19 protein-coding genes are annotated in these 17980 nt (G+C 54.2%); 8 read left to right on the forward strand and 11 right to left on the reverse strand.

Translation table 11 applies throughout. From position 1 onward, the window contains the following. Window positions 1-108: 108 nt before the first annotated feature. The 5 genes from SIB74_RS07140 to SIB74_RS07160 form a co-directional block, all read right to left on the reverse strand. Window positions 109-849, reverse strand: a complete 741-nt coding sequence (locus SIB74_RS07140) for a Bax inhibitor-1 family protein (protein ID WP_011826576.1) — start codon at window positions 847-849, stop codon at window positions 109-111. A gap of 76 nt (window positions 850-925) precedes the next feature. Next, complete coding sequence (locus SIB74_RS07145) at window positions 926-1897, reverse strand: PhoH family protein (protein ID WP_063395500.1); 972 nt, start codon at window positions 1895-1897, stop codon at window positions 926-928. An 8-nt stretch (window positions 1898-1905) separates the two neighbouring features. Continuing rightward, window positions 1906-2274, reverse strand: coding sequence for a 30S ribosomal protein S16 (gene rpsP, locus SIB74_RS07150; RefSeq protein ID WP_011826578.1), 369 nt, complete (start codon window positions 2272-2274; stop codon window positions 1906-1908). Window positions 2275-2355: 81 nt separating this feature from the next. Further along, entirely contained in the window at window positions 2356-3840 is a 1485-nt protein-coding gene (gene ffh, locus SIB74_RS07155; RefSeq protein ID WP_011826579.1) for a signal recognition particle protein, read from the reverse strand. 69 nt (window positions 3841-3909) lie between these two features. Further along, a complete protein-coding gene (locus SIB74_RS07160; protein ID WP_063395501.1) occupies window positions 3910-5916 on the reverse strand; it encodes an ARC6/PARC6 family protein in 2007 nt (668 codons plus the stop codon). An 83-nt stretch (window positions 5917-5999) separates the two neighbouring features. Here SIB74_RS07160 and pdhA point away from each other — a divergent pair, with 83 nt between their 5' ends. Beyond that, window positions 6000-7091, forward strand: a complete 1092-nt coding sequence (gene pdhA / locus SIB74_RS07165; protein WP_011826582.1) for a pyruvate dehydrogenase (acetyl-transferring) E1 component subunit alpha — start codon at window positions 6000-6002, stop codon at window positions 7089-7091. A 61-nt stretch (window positions 7092-7152) separates the two neighbouring features. On the opposite strand, the gene SIB74_RS07170 is transcribed toward pdhA, so the two are convergent. Then, window positions 7153-8094: an RpoD/SigA family RNA polymerase sigma factor gene (locus SIB74_RS07170; RefSeq protein ID WP_011826583.1), complete on the reverse strand. Its 942-nt coding sequence runs from the start codon at window positions 8092-8094 to the stop codon at window positions 7153-7155. A 112-nt stretch (window positions 8095-8206) separates the two neighbouring features. Beyond that, entirely contained in the window at window positions 8207-9808 is a 1602-nt protein-coding gene (locus SIB74_RS07175) for a bifunctional ADP-dependent NAD(P)H-hydrate dehydratase/NAD(P)H-hydrate epimerase (RefSeq protein ID WP_063395502.1), read from the reverse strand. A 50-nt stretch (window positions 9809-9858) separates the two neighbouring features. On the opposite strand from SIB74_RS07175, the gene mnmA reads away from it, so the two are divergent. Then, window positions 9859-11088 carry a tRNA 2-thiouridine(34) synthase MnmA gene (gene mnmA, locus SIB74_RS07180; RefSeq protein WP_231906037.1) on the forward strand — a complete coding sequence of 410 codons (1230 nt, stop codon included), beginning with the start codon at window positions 9859-9861 and terminating at the stop codon, window positions 11086-11088. Window positions 11089-11092: 4 nt separating this feature from the next. Here mnmA and SIB74_RS07185 read toward each other — a convergent pair whose 3' ends face one another. Next, window positions 11093-12568 carry an apolipoprotein N-acyltransferase gene (locus tag SIB74_RS07185; RefSeq protein WP_063395637.1) on the reverse strand — a complete coding sequence of 492 codons (1476 nt, stop codon included), beginning with the start codon at window positions 12566-12568 and terminating at the stop codon, window positions 11093-11095. A gap of 65 nt (window positions 12569-12633) precedes the next feature. On the opposite strand from SIB74_RS07185, the gene SIB74_RS07190 reads away from it, so the two are divergent. The 5 genes from SIB74_RS07190 (at window position 12634) to sodX (ending at window position 15681) form a co-directional block, all read left to right on the forward strand. Beyond that, window positions 12634-12774 (forward strand): hypothetical protein, encoded by a 141-nt coding sequence (locus tag SIB74_RS07190; protein WP_413681613.1) that lies wholly within the window; start codon window positions 12634-12636, stop codon window positions 12772-12774. A gap of 286 nt (window positions 12775-13060) precedes the next feature. Then, window positions 13061-13528 carry a class I SAM-dependent methyltransferase gene (locus SIB74_RS07195; RefSeq protein ID WP_063395503.1) on the forward strand — a complete coding sequence of 156 codons (468 nt, stop codon included), beginning with the start codon at window positions 13061-13063 and terminating at the stop codon, window positions 13526-13528. Between the two features lie 590 nt (window positions 13529-14118). Further along, on the forward strand, window positions 14119-14751 hold the full coding sequence (locus tag SIB74_RS07200) for an FKBP-type peptidyl-prolyl cis-trans isomerase (protein WP_063395505.1): 633 nt from the start codon (window positions 14119-14121) through the stop codon (window positions 14749-14751). An 89-nt stretch (window positions 14752-14840) separates the two neighbouring features. Beyond that, complete coding sequence (gene sodN / locus SIB74_RS07205; RefSeq protein ID WP_063395506.1) at window positions 14841-15314, forward strand: superoxide dismutase, Ni; 474 nt, start codon at window positions 14841-14843, stop codon at window positions 15312-15314. 13 nt (window positions 15315-15327) lie between these two features. After that, on the forward strand, window positions 15328-15681 hold the full coding sequence (sodX, locus tag SIB74_RS07210; protein WP_074159118.1) for a nickel-type superoxide dismutase maturation protease: 354 nt from the start codon (window positions 15328-15330) through the stop codon (window positions 15679-15681). A gap of 20 nt (window positions 15682-15701) precedes the next feature. On the opposite strand, the gene SIB74_RS07215 is transcribed toward sodX, so the two are convergent. Together SIB74_RS07215 and SIB74_RS07220 are read right to left on the reverse strand one after the other, a co-directional pair. Continuing rightward, on the reverse strand, window positions 15702-16382 hold the full coding sequence (locus SIB74_RS07215; protein WP_063395507.1) for a hypothetical protein: 681 nt from the start codon (window positions 16380-16382) through the stop codon (window positions 15702-15704). A gap of 150 nt (window positions 16383-16532) precedes the next feature. Further along, window positions 16533-16712, reverse strand: coding sequence for a hypothetical protein (locus tag SIB74_RS07220; RefSeq protein ID WP_231906022.1), 180 nt, complete (start codon window positions 16710-16712; stop codon window positions 16533-16535). Between the two features lie 26 nt (window positions 16713-16738). On the opposite strand from SIB74_RS07220, the gene SIB74_RS07225 reads away from it, so the two are divergent. Then, window positions 16739-17032 carry a hypothetical protein gene (locus tag SIB74_RS07225; RefSeq protein WP_063395508.1) on the forward strand — a complete coding sequence of 98 codons (294 nt, stop codon included), beginning with the start codon at window positions 16739-16741 and terminating at the stop codon, window positions 17030-17032. Here the strand turns inward: SIB74_RS07225 and trpC are convergent, their stop codons facing one another. Continuing rightward, window positions 17033-17938 (reverse strand): indole-3-glycerol phosphate synthase TrpC, encoded by a 906-nt coding sequence (gene trpC / locus SIB74_RS07230; protein ID WP_063395639.1) that lies wholly within the window; start codon window positions 17936-17938, stop codon window positions 17033-17035. It abuts the gene before it with no gap. Window positions 17939-17980: the final 42 nt, after the last annotated feature.

Below are 17980 nucleotides of genomic sequence, written 5' to 3' on the forward strand. Positions count from 1 at the left end.
GCAACCCTGATTTAAGAGCTTGCAACCAGTGCCGCAACAGATCTCAACTGAATCAAGCAACAAAAAAAGCCCCGCTTAGGCGGGGCTGAAGCAATGTTCTTGCTGAGTTCAGTTACGTCGACCGCCACCTTGAATGGCAATGATTAGACGCAAAATGAAGATGAACAAATTGATGTAGGTGAGATACATGCCTAAAGCACCTGAAAGGTACTGATCATCCGTGTAGGTGCGAGGCATGGTGTAAAAGTCCACGAAGGCCATGCCTACAAAGAGCACCGTGCCAAAGCCGGCGATCATCAATTCGAAGGTGCCGATCGCGAAAACCTGCGGAGCAAAAATGCTGCCAATCAGTTGCACAACCATGGCGATGATCAGGCCGATCAGACCAAGACCAACCACACCAGAGAGGGCCTGACCGACGCTGTCGCTCATGCGCCTACCAACAACCGAGGCAATCCCAAAGGTGAGACCAGTCGCCAAAGCAGCGATACCGATAGAGGCCGCACCAGCAACGGCAACAGCCTGAAGAACCAAACCAGTGAGGGTGAAACCCGTCAACAGGCTGAAGGTGGCCAGTAAGGGAAGAGCGGTGGCGTTATTGCCTTTTTTTGCTGCATTCTGGGCAACAAAGAAAAGGATGAACCAGGGGATGATCGCAATCAGCGACAAGGGTTGGAAAGCTTGCCAACCCATGGATTGAACAGTGGCGATCCCTCCCAACACGCCACCGGCGGTGAGCACCATGCCACCGCCCACATAGGGCAGGGCCTTGTTAACGACATTGGGGCCAACCAAGGCGCTGGATTGCGCCTCGCGAATGGCCTCCTGGAAATTGCTGCTTGCCGGCATGGCTCACCAGATCATTTAACACCGTTACTTTGCCAGTAAAAAAGGGGTTTTGCTGATTTTTTGAGTGCGGGTCTCCCTATCGTTGATCTCGGCGCGCATAAGCATCCACAACCCTTTGCACAAGCGGATGACGCACCACATCTGCAGAGGTGAGGCGACAGACAGCGACACCGTTGATATCAGCGAGTACCTCAGCAGCATCCACAAGTCCGCTGAGCTGGCCCGGTGGCAGATCCACCTGGGTGGTGTCACCCGTGACAACCATGCGCGAACGCTCCCCAAGCCGAGTGAGCACCATGCGCATCTGAGCCGGCGTTGTGTTCTGAGCCTCATCGAGGATCACAAAAGCCTCTTCCAAGGTGCGTCCTCGCATATAAGCGAGGGGGGCCACTTCAATTACCCCCTTCTCCAGCAATGTGGTGGTTTTCTCAGCTCCTAGTAGGGCGTGAAGAGCGTCATAAAGAGGACGCAGATAAGGATCCACTTTCTGCTGTAGGTCTCCAGGCAGAAAGCCCAATCTTTCACCGGCCTCAACCGCTGGCCGAGTTAACACCAGGCGCTCAACCTTTCGCTCACTGAGCATGCGCACTGCCAACACTGTGGCCAAAAAAGTTTTACCAGTTCCTGCAGGCCCAAGAGCGAAGGTGAGATCGTGGCGCTCCATCGCCTCGACATAAGCCTTCTGGCGCAATGTCCTCGGCCGCAGCAGGTTGCCTCGCTGACTGCGGGCCAACACCTGATCAGCCAATTCAGCATGAGCATCCCTACGGCCAGTATCAAGAGCCGTGAGCGCCGCTTGTAAATCAACAGCTGAAACAGCCTGACCTTCTTGCCACAGAGGTCTGATCAACTCAACCACTGCTGCGGCACGTTCCAATTGAGCAGGGCGGCCGCCGATCACAAGCTGAAGACCCCTAATCACCAAAGAAGCCCCGGTTAAGGCCTGAAGGTGATGCAAGGTCTGTTCAGCGTTTCCTGCAAGAGCCAGCGCAGCGTCAGTATCGGGAAGATCCAGAACGAAGCGACCCTCTGAGGTAACTCCGGCCATGCATCAACTCAGGCTTCTGTGTTGTCAGCAGGAGTTTCCTCAGCCTTTGCTTCTGCAGCTTGTTTGGCCACATTCTTTGCACCAGCCTTACGGGCTTCAGCCTGCTTGGCCTTACCAACAACCTCAGCAGGACGAACGGTCTTTTCGATCAGCCCGCCTTTCTCCAACAAAGATCGAACGGCATCAGTGGGTTGAGCTCCCTGACTAAGACGCAAACGCAGTGCCTCAGTGTCGAGCCGCGTTTCCTTCGTGCGAGGGTTGTAAAAGCCAAGCTCCTGTAAAGGACGACCGTCACGACGAGAGGTGCTGTTACAGGCCACAAGGCGGAAACTCGCTTCCCGCTTCTTGCCAAACCGCTTCAGGCGGAGCTTGATCATCGTGGCCCTAAGTTCGTAAAAGGTGGATGGTTCAGCGGTGTTTTAAACACACGCCAAACAACAACCATAGCCTGCGGCCAATTACAACTCTCCAAACCCCTTCTTCTTTTTCACCGGTCGCTGACGCCTGGGGGATCCACCACCGCGACCACCTGAAGCTGGCTCTGGCATGCCTGCTCCTCCCATGCCAGGCATGCCACCACCAGCCCCCCCCATACCGGGCAACCCTCCACCCATGCCAGGCATTCCTGGCATTCCAGGCATGCCACCGCCCTTACTCATCTGCTGCATGAAGCCACGCATTTTCTGAAAATCAGCCAAAACTTTGTCCACGTCAGCGGGGCTATGGCCACTCCCACCAGCGATACGACGACGACGAGAAGGCTGTGAAGCAAGCAATTCAGGCTGCTTGCGCTCATCAGCAGTCATCGAGCCAATCATGGCCTCGATGCGCTTGAGCTGCTGCTCTCCCTGTTTGAGCATGCCGTCATCCAGCTTGTTCATGCCCGGCATCATCTTGATCAAACCTCCGAGGGAACCCATCCGTTTGATCAGTCGCGTCTGTTGCAGGAAATCGGAGAAATCAAACGAGGCTTCCTGCAGCTTCTTCTGCATCTTCTCAACATCAGCGAGCTCTACCTCCTTCTGAGCTTTCTCCACCAGGGTGAGCACATCGCCCATCCCGAGGATGCGGCTGGCCATGCGTTCCGGATGAAAAGGCTGTAAAGCCTCAACTTTTTCTCCAGTACCGATGAACTTGATCGGCTGACCACTCACCTTGCGAATCGAAAGCGCAGCCCCACCGCGGGAATCACCATCCAGCTTGGTGAGAACAGATCCAGTGATACCAACCTTGTCGTGAAACGCCCGCGTGAGTTCAGCCGCCTCCTGACCGATCATCGAATCCACCACCAAGAGCACTTCATCGGGCTCTACGGCAGAACGAATCCGCACCATTTCCTCCATCATCTCGGTATCGATCTGCAGCCGACCTGCCGTATCCACTAGCAAGGTGTCAAAACCTTCCTCACGAGCCTTGGCAAGTCCTGCTGCCGCGATCTCCTCAGGCTTGACATCGTCTCCGAGGCTGAATACATCAACTCCGATCTGCTCACCAAGGGTGCGGAGCTGATCAATGGCAGCCGGCCGATAGACATCAGCAGCCACCATCAGTGGCCGCTGGCCCTGATCTTTAAGGTGAAGTCCAAGCTTCGCTGTTGCAGTGGTTTTGCCAGCCCCCTGCAATCCAGCCATCAGCACCACCGTTGGTGAATCTTTAGCCTCAGCCATGGGAGCGTTATCACCACCCATCACCTCCACCAGCTGCTGATGCACCACCTGAACAAACTTCTGATCAGGAGTGACACCTCGCACCACTTCGGCACCAACTGCCTTCTGCCGCACCTCATCGACAAACTCGCGCACGACCTCAAGACTCACATCAGCCCCTAAAAGGGCACGTCGCACCTGCTTAAGAGCATCCTCAACATTGGTGTCGCTGATCTTTGCCTGGCCTCTCAGCCCCTTAACTGCATCTTCAAAGCGGGCTGAAAGTTCTTCAAACATGGTGCCTACGTGCCAAGGGCTTTGAGCTCATCGTAAAAAGCGATGGCTAGCCCTTAGGCAAAACAGTGATTATTTGCCGCTGATGTATTCATGCAGGCGCCAACGATCGGGATCACGACCAAGGATGTAAGTCACCGAGAGATCCTTTTGCGGCGTTTGGTCAACAACCTTGCCGGCAGCATCAACGCGTTGATCGCGATAGGTCACAACTGCATTCAGCTCAATACGCTGCGGCGTTCGACTCACCACCTCTACAGAGCTGATGCTGGCCACAACCTTCTGGGTCTCAGCTAAAGCAGCATCCCTGGCACGCTCTTGCGCCACGCGCTGCACTAATGGATCTCTTGCGACCTCAGGCAGAGCATCACTCTTGCCACCGGCAAGCACGACTGCCTTGTTGCTGAGCCAGGCCTGAAGCAGGTCTTTGAGCTGTGCCTGATTCGGCTGCTCCAAAGTAAGCGGCTCAACCACAGCGCTGACAGGGACTTGAGGCATGAGGACCTCCTCTTGCAGTGTGGCGGTAGGAGGTGCTGTGACTTGAGGCTGATCAGCAGCCGTGCTGACTGAAGGACGAGGACGTTGGCCAAACAAGCTGAAGCCTGCAAAGGCTGCAATCAGGGCCGCAAAGACAACAGAACCGGTCAGCACCGGCCGCGTCGGCCGTGGCAGATCTGCTAAACGATCAATCCATGCAATGCCATCGCTGGCAAACTCATCAGAGCTTGGGTCAGCTGCAGGTTGACCAACCTCAGGCCCACCAAGAGAGAGAGGCAAAATCCCATCGGGATCAAGAGGAGCCCAAGGGAAGGGTTGCTTCAAAGACGATCCGGCGAAGGCCTTACCTAAAGACGAAGCACGATTTTCGCTGCCTTCCAGGCGTTCCACATAGGCCTGAACATCCCGATCAGCAAACCAAGCCTCCAGATCAACGGCCTCAGCATCCACATCCCTATAACCGGGAAGCACGTCCCCTCCCAGCCAAGAGCGGCAGTACTCGCAAAAAGCAGCCAATTCATCGCCAGGGTGGCTGTTAAGACAATCCTTCACTCGAGGATCTGTACTGCGCAGAAAGCGCTCCTGAGCGCGGCCTACATCTCCGAGCAAGAGGTCCAAGCAACCCAACATCGGCAACGGATCGAATCCATCCAGTTCAAGACTCTCTAAGTGCTGCCGAGCTTCCTGCACCCGTTCAGGCTTGCGACGCGAAAATCCAACCGCAGCAAGAGCCAACCCACCAAGGAAACCCGCATCTGCTGATCCGGCTTGCTGCCAGCGCAGGAAAAGATCAACCTGTTCCTGAACAGTCAAAAACTTTCTGATCTGCTTGAAGAAGTTGTCAAATTCGGATTGATCAAGACCCCCAGGTGCAGGCGATGGGGCCTTTCCCTCAAGGCCTCCTCTCTGGCTCACAAAGTTGTCAAGTAGGCGCAGTCCTTCCTGGTGAGAGACCTGATCACCAAGATCCCGACTCAATAAGTCGAGAATGCGATAGGGCAGAAGGACATCTAAATCGTTCTCAAGCTTGAGGCACTCTTCGGAGAGCTTGCCCATCCGCTGCAACAACTGGATCCCGTCATGCAAAAGAGACGCTGCTGCTTCATAACGCCGTTGTTCCTGTTCCTCAGCGGCTGCAGCCCGGCAGGCCAGCGCTAACAACAAAGCGAGGTCAGCTTCTCGTTCGCTACCTAGCGTCGGGGACTGGGGCGGCTGCAATCCCTGAGAGGCGAGATGAAAGACCTCATGAGGAGAGTTCGCCTCAAACAACAAGATCAGCCCTGCCACCTCCCTACTAGGTGACACATCAAGACCGGCGGTCTCGCCTGGGTGATCACGACTGAGCTCCAACAAGGCAGTCTCATAGGCCTGACGCCGTGGCGGATCGGTCAGCAAATCTGCTGAAAGCCGCAACAATTCTGCCCGCTGAATTAAGACCTCATGGGTGAAACCTTGGTCAGGGCAGCGATCCAACCTCAACTCCAAGGCCCGCAAAATCGCCTCACTGTCTGCCGAAGGACTGACACCCAGCAAGCGGAAATGATCAATTGGCAGGTCCACCAGCTGCGCAGCGATTGGCATAAAACTCTAGACATTGGAAGGGATTTTGCCCATTGCTAATCAACGGACCATTACAGTCGTCACTCGAATGACGGTCGTCTGTCATGAGCCAGAAAACCTCCGTGAGCTCAGGCCAAACCACGGCAAAACCCCTGGCAGCAGGCCGCCATGGCGAGAGAATCTCCACGCTAATCAGCTCCAAACGCGCCAAGGTTGATCGTCAGATCGGCCTAGAACTCTTCCGAGACATGACCCTTGGGCGACGCTTCGAGGACAAATGTGCCGAGATGTACTACCGGGGAAAAATGTTTGGCTTCGTTCACCTCTACAACGGCCAAGAAGCCGTTAGCACTGGTGTGATCGGTGCAATGAAACGCCAGCACGATTGGTTTTGCAGTACCTATCGCGATCACGTTCATGCTCTTAGCGCCGGTGTACCCGCCCGCGAAGTAATGAGTGAGCTCTTCGGCAAGGAAACCGGCTGTAGCAAAGGTCGTGGGGGCTCCATGCACCTCTTTTCGCAAGAGCATCACCTCCTAGGAGGATTTGCCTTCATCGGCGAAGGGATTCCCATCGCCCTGGGGGCAGCCTTCACCAGTCGCTATAAGCGGGATGCCCTGGGTGATGCCAGCAGCAATGCTGTAACAGCAGCTTTTTTCGGTGACGGCACCTGCAACAACGGCCAATTCTTTGAGTGCCTCAACATGGCGCAGCTTTGGCAACTGCCGATCCTGTTCGTTGTCGAGAACAACAAATGGGCCATTGGCATGGCCCATGAGCGAGCCACCAGTGAACCGGAAATCTGGCAAAAAGCTGCTGCCTTCGGAATGGCTGGCGAAGAGGTTGACGGCATGGATGTTCTCGCCGTAAGAGCTGCCACTCAGAGAGCAATAAAAAGAGCCAGGGCTGGTGAAGGTCCCACCCTGCTGGAGTGCCTCACCTATCGATTCCGTGGCCATTCTCTTGCTGATCCAGATGAACTACGCGCCGAAGAGGAAAAGCAATTCTGGGCAAAACGAGATCCCCTAAAGGCTCTTGAGAAGGATCTCACCTCTGAATCTTTGGTGCGTGCTGATGAACTACGCGCTATTGAAAAAGAGATCGATGCAGAAGTAAATGACTGCGTGGAGTTTGCCCTTGCCGCAGCCGAACCAAATGCCAACGAACTCACTCGCTACATCTGGGCTGAAGATTGACAGCCCTCTTGATCACTAAATACTGGAAGCAAGCAGAGACAACAAGATAAGTAAGGCAGTTTCAGATCCCGTTGGGCACCCTACGCGTGAGGTTACGCAGCTTGCGCAAGGCCTTTAGTTCCACTTGACGAACACGCTCACGCGAGACTTCCATCAAGCGACCAATCTCAGCCAAGGTGTGTCGATCATGGGTTTCCAAACCAAAACGGAGCTTAAGAACATGCTGCTCCTGCTCACTGAGATGGCTGAGCCAACGCCCGAGCTGCTCATGATGAATACGCTGCTCCACCTTGTCGAGAGGTTCCCCAAGAGAGGAATCAGCGATCAGATCACCAAGAAAACTTCGTCCTTCTTCGCCATTCACTGGCGCATCCAAACTGCTGGTTGTTAGCGCCTGACGCAATAAAGAGTCGAGTTCATCAACAGGGATATCCATCGCTTCAGCGATCTCGGAGCGACTGGGCATTGCTCCAAGCTTGTGAGCCAAATCCAGAGAAACCTTTCGAATTGTGGTCAGCCTTTCACTGAGATGTACAGGAAGGCGAATCGTGCGCGACTGGCACGCAATCGCACGTGTCATGCTCTGACGAATCCACCAAAACGCATAGGTCGAAAACTTGTAGCCACGGGTTGGATCAAACTTTTCAACAGCACGCTCTAAACCAAGTGAACCCTCCTGGATGAGATCGAGGAGTTCCAGTCCTTTGCCTTGATATTTCTTGGCAACACTCACAACAAGACGAAGATTGGCCTTCATCATGCGTTCTTTGGCACGACGGCCAATGCGAATCATGCGACGCTGATGTGTCGTAAACTCCTTATCATCAGGCGCAACTGAGCCGTCTTGAGTGAGACTCATCATCGTCTGAACTTGATTGCCAAGTTCAATCTCTTCAGCAGGGGTAAGAAGAGGTATACGCCCAATCGTTGTGAGATACCAGCTGACAGGATCAGAACTTCTACGCCTCTGTGTTTCTGCTGATTTAGGCGCTGCTGAAACCATTTCAACGGCTCCTGATTTATTTGGAAGGAAATTTTCCTACAAATTTCAGCAAAACCCTGCGGCTTTAAAAAAGCTTTCGGATTCATGCAGGGGAATCGAGATAATTAGGTATTTATCGTTTGCATTCATACCCTTTGACGTGCCCTTGATCACATTCATTTGATTGCAAGCTAATCGTGAGTTCTGCAAGGGATTGAGCGATAGACCTTGCTGAACTGCCTTGACGGCATCGACGTGCAGCCTCGGCATGAAGCAACGCCACTACGGCCAAAGACTCACCCTGGCAATGGCAAGCCTGAGCCTTAGCAGCATCCATAGATCCCAAGCCAGCTGCATAACCAGCCAACAGATCCCCGAGCCCAGTACGAGCAACCCAACTTGCTGTCTCTCCTAGCTGCCAGGCGGCACCAGACGGATCCGCAACCACACTGTGTGCTCCCTTGAGCAGCACAGCTGCTCCACAAAGCCGGGATGCTTCCAGAGCCGAATCGAGAGGTTGCCGAGCTTTGAGCTGCGGAAACAATCTCCTGAACTCACCGGCATGGGGAGTAAGCCAGGTATGCCCTTGGCGCTGCTGTAACCATTGCCATCCATCAGTAGCCAGCGCCAATCGATTCAGACCATCAGCATCCAAAACCAACAAGCCTGCAAAGCGCTGCAACGGTTCTGCCAACACTGACCAAGGTTCTCCACCTCGACCTAAGCCTGGCCCAATCAAGACGGCATCGAACCGGCTGAGATCATGACTCGCCAACCAAGTAGCTAAGGCCATGCCACCTGCCGCAGAACTCTCAAGTGCGGCCGCCAAAACAACTTCAGGCGCCACTTGCCAAAGCTGATCGGCTACTGCAGCAGGCACAGCGGCTTGAATGCTGCCTGCACCACTAGCGATAGCACCCTGAATGGCCAGAAAAGCCGCCCCAGGGTAATCATCACTACCAGCAATCACCAACACCCGCCCTCGTTCGTATTTCATCGCGCCTGCTGCTGGATGCTGCCAGGGAAGGGTGGCCACATCCGCAGAACAGAGCCGCCGAGGTTGCGACTGTGGCAACTGCTTTAACAAGGTCTTCGGCACGCCCATATCAACCCGCACCAGGCGGCCAACATGATCGATCGCCGCATCCTGAATAAGGCCTTGTTTGAGCAACCCCACAGTGAGCGTCGTCATCGCCACGGCAGCCCCACCTGGGAAAGGGATGCCGGAATCTGAACACAGCCCAGCAGGCACATCCAAACTCACCAACTTGCCTGGCTGGCAGCGCTGACGCGCCTGCAACAACGTTGCCAGCGTTTCAGGGAGTGGGCGTGATTGTCCAAGCCCAAACAGAGCCTCGATCCAAACAGGCTCACCAGCAACATCAGGAGCGTGATCTAGTTGCTGAATGCCAAGGGATTTAACGTAAGTCCAATGCTGGGCCGTTAATGGTTGACGGATCGGCAAGGGCGCCCAGAGCTGGACCTTCACCCCTGCAAGGTGCAACTCCCTGGCCACCACCAATCCATCACCACCGTTATGGCCAGGGCCCACCAACACCACCACACCCTCTGCCAACAACTCAGACTGTTGGCGAAACCAAGCCGCCATCGCCTGGCCTACTTTTTCCATCAAAGCAGCCACCGGCAAGCCGCTGGAAAACATCTCCTTCTCGAGAGCTGCCATCTGCGCAGCAGTAACCAAAAGATGATCAGCGTTCGATGGGGGCCAGGACAAGACTGGAGCGCATGAGACCTCACTATGAAGACATCATTGCGGTAACGCCTATGCAGCCGCCAATCCCAGCCCCCCTTAAGGATTTGTCTAGAACACCAGCCACCCCAGCTGTTGCAAAAGCTCTGACACGTTTGCAGTGTTGGCCAGGCGAGCAGCGTGTCGCGGTAGGGCTCTCCGGCGGTGTTGATAGTTCCCTCAGCGCCGCCCTACTCGTGGAGGCGGGCTGGCAGGTGGAAGGTCTCACTCTCTGGCTGATGAGTGGCAAGGGCGCATGCTGCAGCGATGGACTTATCGATGCCGCCGGCATCTGTGAGCAACTCAAAATCCCTCATCATGTGGTGGATTCGCGCGCCACATTCCAAGCAGAAATCGTCGACCAACTCGTGCAGGGCTATCAACAAGGGGTCACACCCTTACCCTGCTCACGCTGCAATCGCTCGGTGAAATTTGCGGCAATGCTCAGCTGGGCTGAAAAAGAACGCCAGTTACACCGCGTTGCCACGGGGCACTATGCCCGTATTCGCCATCGCGAGGATCCAGAACCTCAACAAGCCTTACCTGGGGATTCCAGCGGACGGCACCAGCTTTTACGTGGTCTCGATCAGAACAAAGATCAGAGTTACTTCCTCTATGACCTTCCTCAAGATGTCTTGGCAAAGGTGATCTTTCCCCTAGGGGAGCTCACCAAAGCAGAGACCAGACAGGAAGCAGAGCGTTACGGCCTACGAACAGCCAAGAAAGCAGAGAGTCAGGACCTTTGCCTTGCTGATCACTACGGCTCAATGAAAGCCTTCCTTGACAATTACCTACCTGCCAGACAAGGCGAGATTGTGCTGCAAGACGGCAAAGTGGTGGGTGAACACGATGGAATCGAACATTTCACCATTGGCCAACGCAAAGGCCTTGGTGTGGCCTGGCGAGAGCCTCTGCACGTGGTGCAACTAGACGCGGCAGCAAATCGCGTCATCGTTGCCCCTCGAGCAGAGGCGGGGCGTGACAGCTGCGTTGTGGGCGCAGTGAACTGGATTTCGATGGCACCGCCAAGCAGTGCCATCGATGTGGAGGTGCAAGTGCGTTACAGAAGCGGACCCGTTGCCGCCCAGCTCACCCCTATCGAAGCCACAGCAGAGGACATTGCCGCCGACCGTCCTCACCGCTGCCGACTGACCTTTAACGAAGAGCAATTCTCAATCACACCTGGCCAGGCTGCAGTGTTTTATGCCACTGACGCAGTCCTCGGCGGTGGCCTGATCCAGCAGATCAACACAGCATCAAGCTGATCAGCTAGGAGCGAACACGCGACCAGCCCAGCCCAACCACTGCAAAGAGCATCAAGCCAATTAAAGGTGCCTCACGCCAGCGGGTGTAACCGCTGATGCCTTGATGGAGATGCAGATCCGCCAAGCCAACCCCCTCCGTAAAAGGAGCCAGCAGTTGCTGCTGCTTGCCTGTCGCCAAAACCAAAGCAGAGGGGCCTGTGTTCGCAACGCTGAGTAGATCACGGGCGGTTTCGATGCTGCGCAGCTGTGCCAAAGCAATGAACTGCCGCTGCAAGGCCAAGGGATAGGGATCAAGATTGGCTACCGCCAACAACCATTGCGCTCCATCAGCGACAGCCTGGGCTAAAGCAGCCCCATCACTGAGCTCGTAACAAATGGCCACGGCAGCGGTAGGACCTGGCCACTGCAACAAGCGCGAAGCAGCACCAGGTTGAAGACCACCAACAGCTGATAAGCCACGAAAAACACCACCAGGCAAAGCAGGTAGCCATTCCCCCAGGGGCACCAAACGGTGTTTGTCAATGAATGCTGAAGCCAGCCTTTCGCCGCGATCTACCACCAACAAAGCACTGCGTTGCTGACCGCGCAGCCAGCGAAAACCACCGCTGAGCAGGGGAAGCGGTGCAGGCCTGAGCAACTCCTCACCAGGGGGAAGAAGGCCTTCTGGAGCGACCAACCAGGCTGCATCAAGCTCCTCAGCTCGATCGAGAGCGTTTTGAAGAGCCTCGGGAAGGCGACGTTGCTGCTCCTCAGAAAACTTGCTGCGCGTAGGGATAGCGGGCTGCCAAGCCGCAACCGAAATGGGTGCGGATGCATCTGATGAACGCAACAAACTCCAGCCAAAACCATGGGCCAAGAGCAAACACAGAAGCCCCACGAGCAAAGAACGACGCCAACCAACTCCACGACGCCAGGCCAGCGCCGTACGCCATAACCACCAACCGATCAGCAGCTGGAGCGTGGCTAAACCTCCAGCCCCAAGCCAGCGGGCCAAACCAGCCAAGGCTCGATCACCGGGCAAAAGGCTGCCGCCGACGCCAATCCAGAACAAGGGTGAACGGGCCAACAGCACTTCCGCAAGCCCCCAGATCAATGCCATCAGCAGGGCATGAAACACCTGAGCGCGGATGCCTGCTTCTCGCGTTGCCAGATGAGCAATCCAGATTGCCAGCCAAGCCCAAAGCCCCACAAGCACCGCTGCTGCTGCACCGCAAAACAACCAAATCGAAGCAGCGACAGGAAAACTTAGAGGTGCAGGCACGCCAACCCAAGTGAGTGGATGCAACGCCAACAACCAGCGATGGCTGAGCAGCACGGCCACCAAACCCCAAAGAGAGGCTGCAACTGGAAAGCGACACGCCGACCAAAGCAAGGCCAGAGCCGGTGCCATCCAAAGCAGCCCCCCCTGGGCAAGAGCAATCCCTGCCAAGACACCACCAACCGCCCCCTGCACCAGCGCTAGGGATCGGTCATTGCCCATGGTCAACACCAAACACCAAACACCAAAGCCATCTTGACGCGATCGGAGAACATCCACAGGTTGCGATGGATTCAGCCAAACCTTTCCAGCAGCTGTTGCTAGCGGGCCTTGGCAACACGAGCTTTGTTATTGATCGCCTCAGTCATGCCGTGAAGAGATGGAATGAAGTTCAAGTGACATTCAGCTTGTGCAAGTCACTCCGTTAGTTGGATAGAATGAGGCAGGAAAGAAAAACATCTTGGACATTCGTGAGCAACAGGATCACGCAAATTGTTCTTTGATCTATTCAGCCACTTTAGGCACTACAGCAGGTTGACGGCAGATGAACAATAGAATCACACCCTAACTTATTTGATTGGTACCGCTGGTTTCGATATGCCTTTCGAAGATGTTGTTCTTGGTGCCCACATTAAGTATTTTTTTACCTGCCAACAATCAATTAGCAGTTAGCCCTTTAAGCTCATAATCAACTCCTGCATATGATTAATCCAAATGAATCAACAGACCAGCATTTCGAGTCTGGACTTTGACGGTGACTATGGCCTTCAATATCGATCTTCCATTCGTGGCTCAATTGCTGGTTACGAAACATTTTTGGAGTTAGCAGCAAGCACCATAAAATCGCAATGCCAAAAAGCGAGGCAATGTCTTGTAATTGGTCCAGGTGCTGGAGAAGAACTAACGCTTTTACTGCAAGTACTTCCAAAAGCTCAATTTACTTTAGTGGAGCCCAGTGAACAGATGCGTTCGTTCTGCATGAAAGAACTAGAAAAAATCAATGCGGCTACACGTTGTTCTTGGATACCAAGCACCTTGGCCAAAGCTAGGGAGGGGTTAACAGCGAAATCATTCGATGCCTTCATCGCTCTCAACCTCATGCATCTTTTCCCGCCAGCGGAACAGATAGAAGCATTTGATCAACTCAGTTCCCTTGTCGACCAGGGGGAGCAATGTTGCTAAGCAGCTACAGCGAAGACCAGAACAAGCTTAGTAATGATCTAATCGTTTCCATCGCTACAGAACGTCTACGCATTCGAGGGCTTAATGAGGAACAAATCAAAATGATTCTTTCAGCTCGGAATCAATCAGTATTTTCTTTTGACCCCATTAATCTACCAAGTAACCCTAAGATCAAAGATTTGGGAGTTCCGTTACAAATCATGCAAGTAGGCTTAATTCGGATGTGGCTATGGATACGAGCATCAACAGGTGATTAAGCAGAGAGTGCTTCCGTCTTTGTGGTGTGAGTGGTTATGGCCTTAACTATCAAATTGGATCAACGACAAGACCACGGACATCTAGCTCAGAGGCAGAACAGCACTAACCCCCACCCGACCCAACTTTCTCTCATTCAAAGCAAAACAGCAGCGAAAAATCGCAACCCTTCTCCTTGCTCTCGGCTTAGCCAACCAGAAAGACACCAATGAGCTGCACGGCACGATCGACTGGCTGGAACAACAGCAAAGGCAACTGAAACAGCAGAAATAACCCAAGCACAGGCGAAAGCTGCATCTCCTGCCAGAATCATGTTGATTAATCATTGAGATTCAGTGCGCGACATCTTCATCAGTGCAGCCGTCTTTGTGATGTGCGTGGTTGTGGCCTTTGTCAGCCAGATCGTGTCACCCTCAGTTGTGGTCGCCGACAGCAATCTGAACGCCGTGCAGGCGGAGGTGCGAACTGGCGAGCCAGCTGCTTTGAGCATGGCAGTGCTTGAACTCGACCCCGACGATCCCAACCCAACACTGTTCAAGATGGCAATCAACGGCTCCAAGGCAGATGCCGCTGAAATCGATGCCACGCAAGCCAATGCCTCAGCCCTTGGCGGCCCAATCGAAGCAGAACCATCCCAACTAACAGCCAGTGGTCTAAGCATCACTGAGATCAAGATCGGCGATGGCCCGGAGGCCACAGCAGGCCAAACCGTTTCCGTGAACTACCGCGGCACACTGGAAAACGGCCAGGAATTCGACAGCAGCTACAAACGTGGGCCGTTCGAGTTCCCCCTCGGTGCTGGACGAGTGATCAAAGGCTGGGATGAAGGCGTTGCTGGCATGAAGGTGGGCGGCAAGCGCAAGCTGGTCATCCCCCCAGAGCTGGGCTATGGAAGCCGCGGCGCAGGCCGTGTCATCCCTGGCAACGCCACATTGATTTTCGAAGTCGAACTACTTGGCATCAAATGATCTAAACGCTGAATAGAAAATCAAATCAAAAGCAAACCCAATTAGCAATCAGCCTGGGTAGGCTCAGATTGGCTTTCTCTACCTGCCAGATGTTGCGCTCGGCACTTTCCACACTTCTCAGCAGCCTGCCGGCCCGTTCGGTCCAGGCTCACTGTGATGGCCCTTGCGGCGTTTACGATCCCGCCTCGGCAAGAGTCTCAGCTGAAGCCGTCGTATCGATGACCAAAAAGCTGCTCGAACTGCAGCCTCCCTCAGGCAACGATCCGGCTGCTTGGGCGGCTTACAACAACACCTTCTCCCGCTTCGTCGCCATCAAGGAAGAACAAGCTCAGCAAACCAAGAACGAGCTGCTGATCCTCTGGACGGATTATTTCAAGCCAGAGCATCTGGCAACTTTCCCGAATCTGCATGACATCTTCTGGAAAGCGGCCAAGCTCTGCAGCGCTTGCAAGGTCAACATCGATCAATCCAAGGCAGATGAACTGATCAAAGCTGTGGAAGCCATTCACACGATGTTCTGGAAATCCAAGGGTCGCAATGACGCCTGGGTGAGAGCCAGTTAAGCCAACAAGCACGGTGCCAACAGCGAACTGGCGTTCGCTGTTCCTGCTGCTTTCAGGTCTTCGTCGCCACGCTCGTGTCGATGGACACTCAATGAGCCCCAGCCTTGCCCCTGGCGACCTGGTGATCTTTCAACCGATCACCAGCGATGACAGGCGGCTCAAGGCAGGCTGTGTTGTGGTTGTCCGTCATCCGTTGCAACCAGCAACCCTGCTGATCAAACGCCTGATTGCAATCAACAATGCCGGGCTGGAACTACGTGGTGACAACGAGCAAGCAAGCACAGACAGCAGGCATTTCGGTTTGGTGAATCGCGACAACCTCCTTGGCATCGCTGAATGCGTATTGCGTGTTCCCTTCAGCGCATAAGAGGCCAGCAGATTAGGCAATCAAAGAAGCTGAGGGGATGTTTTCTGCAACCAAAAGAAGCCCGTGATGATCGATAGCCCACCGGTTGATCCCACCAGCAAGGGCAAGGCACGACGCCCCACACGCAATGTGGCTAAGGAAATCGCACCAACAACCGCGACCATCGCTGCGATGGAACCCAACAGATAAGCCGCCATATAGATCAAAGCCCCGAGAGGAGGCAAGGCCAGTGCGGGAATGACTGCAAGTAGATGGCTGGCCCCAGCCAAGCCATGAAGGAGACCAAGACTGCTCGCTGCATGAGCATGTCGCCCGTGCTTGTGTCGCCCACGCAGATGCAGGTGCACATGTTGATGGTCATGGGCGTGACCATAGTTTTGCTGATGCGTGTGCTGATGGGTGTGGATATCCAGGCCAAGAGCAGTACGAATCGCCATCGCTCCAACCACAAGCAACGCCACTCCCACGCAGAATTCGGCCCAGGAGGACATGCGCTCGATATGGACGAGGTCTTTCAAAACAATGGCAATGGTTGAAAGAACCAGAACACCTGTTGAATGGCCAATCCCCCACGCAAGGCCACTGCGTAATGCCGTAGCCGGCTTACGCAATGCGCTCGGCGCGATGGCAACAAGATGATCAGCACCACCCACCACATGAAGGGCTCCAGCAGCGAAGCCCGTGAGGATGCTGATCAGCATGAAATCGAAACAGTCACGAACAAGTCTGACGGATTGAGGGTGGAATTGCGCTGATGCCACTGCTGAACAGATCAGACGCTATAAGCATTGTGGGCAGACTCTGCTCATGAATGGGCCTTGAGCAGTTCGTCGCGCAGAGAAGCAAGAAAATCAACAAAACGATCGGCTTACCTCTTGCTCAGCAAACAAGCGTTGAGAGCGCTCGTTGATCAGAGCTCGCATCTGAGTAGCGAAGTCGTCGTCTGCAAGCAAGCGCACTGATTTCTCAACATGATCTGCAGGCAAAGAGGCAATCAGCTCAGGCAACTCACGAACCTCGAGCATCGCCAACTTGTGTCGTCATCAGATGAAGGCTGTTGAATCGAAACAACAGGACAACCCCTGGAAAATGCCTGAAATATGTAGACAATCAAAAACAGAAGGATGACACATATGAGCAACAAACAGAATTAACGCATCAAGGAAGCGGCGACAGAGCTCGAGAAACCGCCAACCAAAACAAGGACCTTAAAGAAACTCACCCAGACCTCAACCAAGCGCGTCTTGAGCTCAAAGAGCAACGGCTCATCCTTCACTCACAGCAAGCTCACATCAACCTCTTGGAGTGGCAATTCATCGCAACGATTGCTCAAATAAAAGAGAAAAAATGATCAGCTGTTGCTTGTTCCTTCGTCTCCAATCATCAGCTGCTGTAAGCCAGCACAAACATCCGACTGACGCATCAGGGCTTCTCCTACCAACACAGCTTCAGCGCCTACTGCCTGAACCCTGTCCAAATCAGCACGGTTAAACAAGCCCGATTCACTCACCAACAAGACACCCTGCTGCTGCAATCGAGTAGCGAATTGCTTGCTCAGTGTTTCAGTGGTTTCAAGGTCTGTCTCAAAGGTGGTGAGATCACGATTATTGATGCCAATCAGTGGGAAACCACCAAGGTTGAGAACCCGTTCAAGTTCCTCAGCATCATGCACTTCCACTAAGACAGTGAGTCCAAGACTGTTGGCAACCTTGCTCAAATACGTCAGATCCTGATCAGAGAGGATCGCCACAATCAACAAGGCAGCATCTGCACCTGCAGCACGCGCCTGATAAAGCTGATATGGCGTCAGGATGAAGTCCTTACATAGCAGTGGTAGTCCAACCGTCTGCCGCACCTCAACAAGCACCTCAAATCCACCCTGAAAGAAGCTCTTGTCGGTCAGCACAGACAAGCAACTAGCACCACCTTCCGCATAGGCATTGGCGATCAAAACAGGGTCAAAGTCCGCACGGATTACACCTTGACTTGGGCTGGCCTTCTTCACTTCAGCAATCACTGCCGGAACCACCGAAGCCTGACGCAAGGCAGCAATGAAATCTCGAGGGATGGGCAAGTCTGCGATCTGAGATTTAAGCGTCTCTAGAGGTACGCGCTGTCTTGCCGTCTCAACCTCACGGTCCTTCTCCCAAACAATCTTCTCAAGAATGTGGCGCGGCTCAGCATCGGCGTGGGGAATGGCGTACTGCAAATGCGCCACCTTGACGCTTGGATTGGGCGGACGTCTACGGATCTCCATAGGGTGATAGTGCAATTAAAAACAGTGAACCGCAGGGGCTAA

The organism is Prochlorococcus sp. MIT 1306 (assembly GCF_047304515.1).
GTDB classification, from domain to species: domain Bacteria; phylum Cyanobacteriota; class Cyanobacteriia; order PCC-6307; family Cyanobiaceae; genus Prochlorococcus; species Prochlorococcus marinus_D.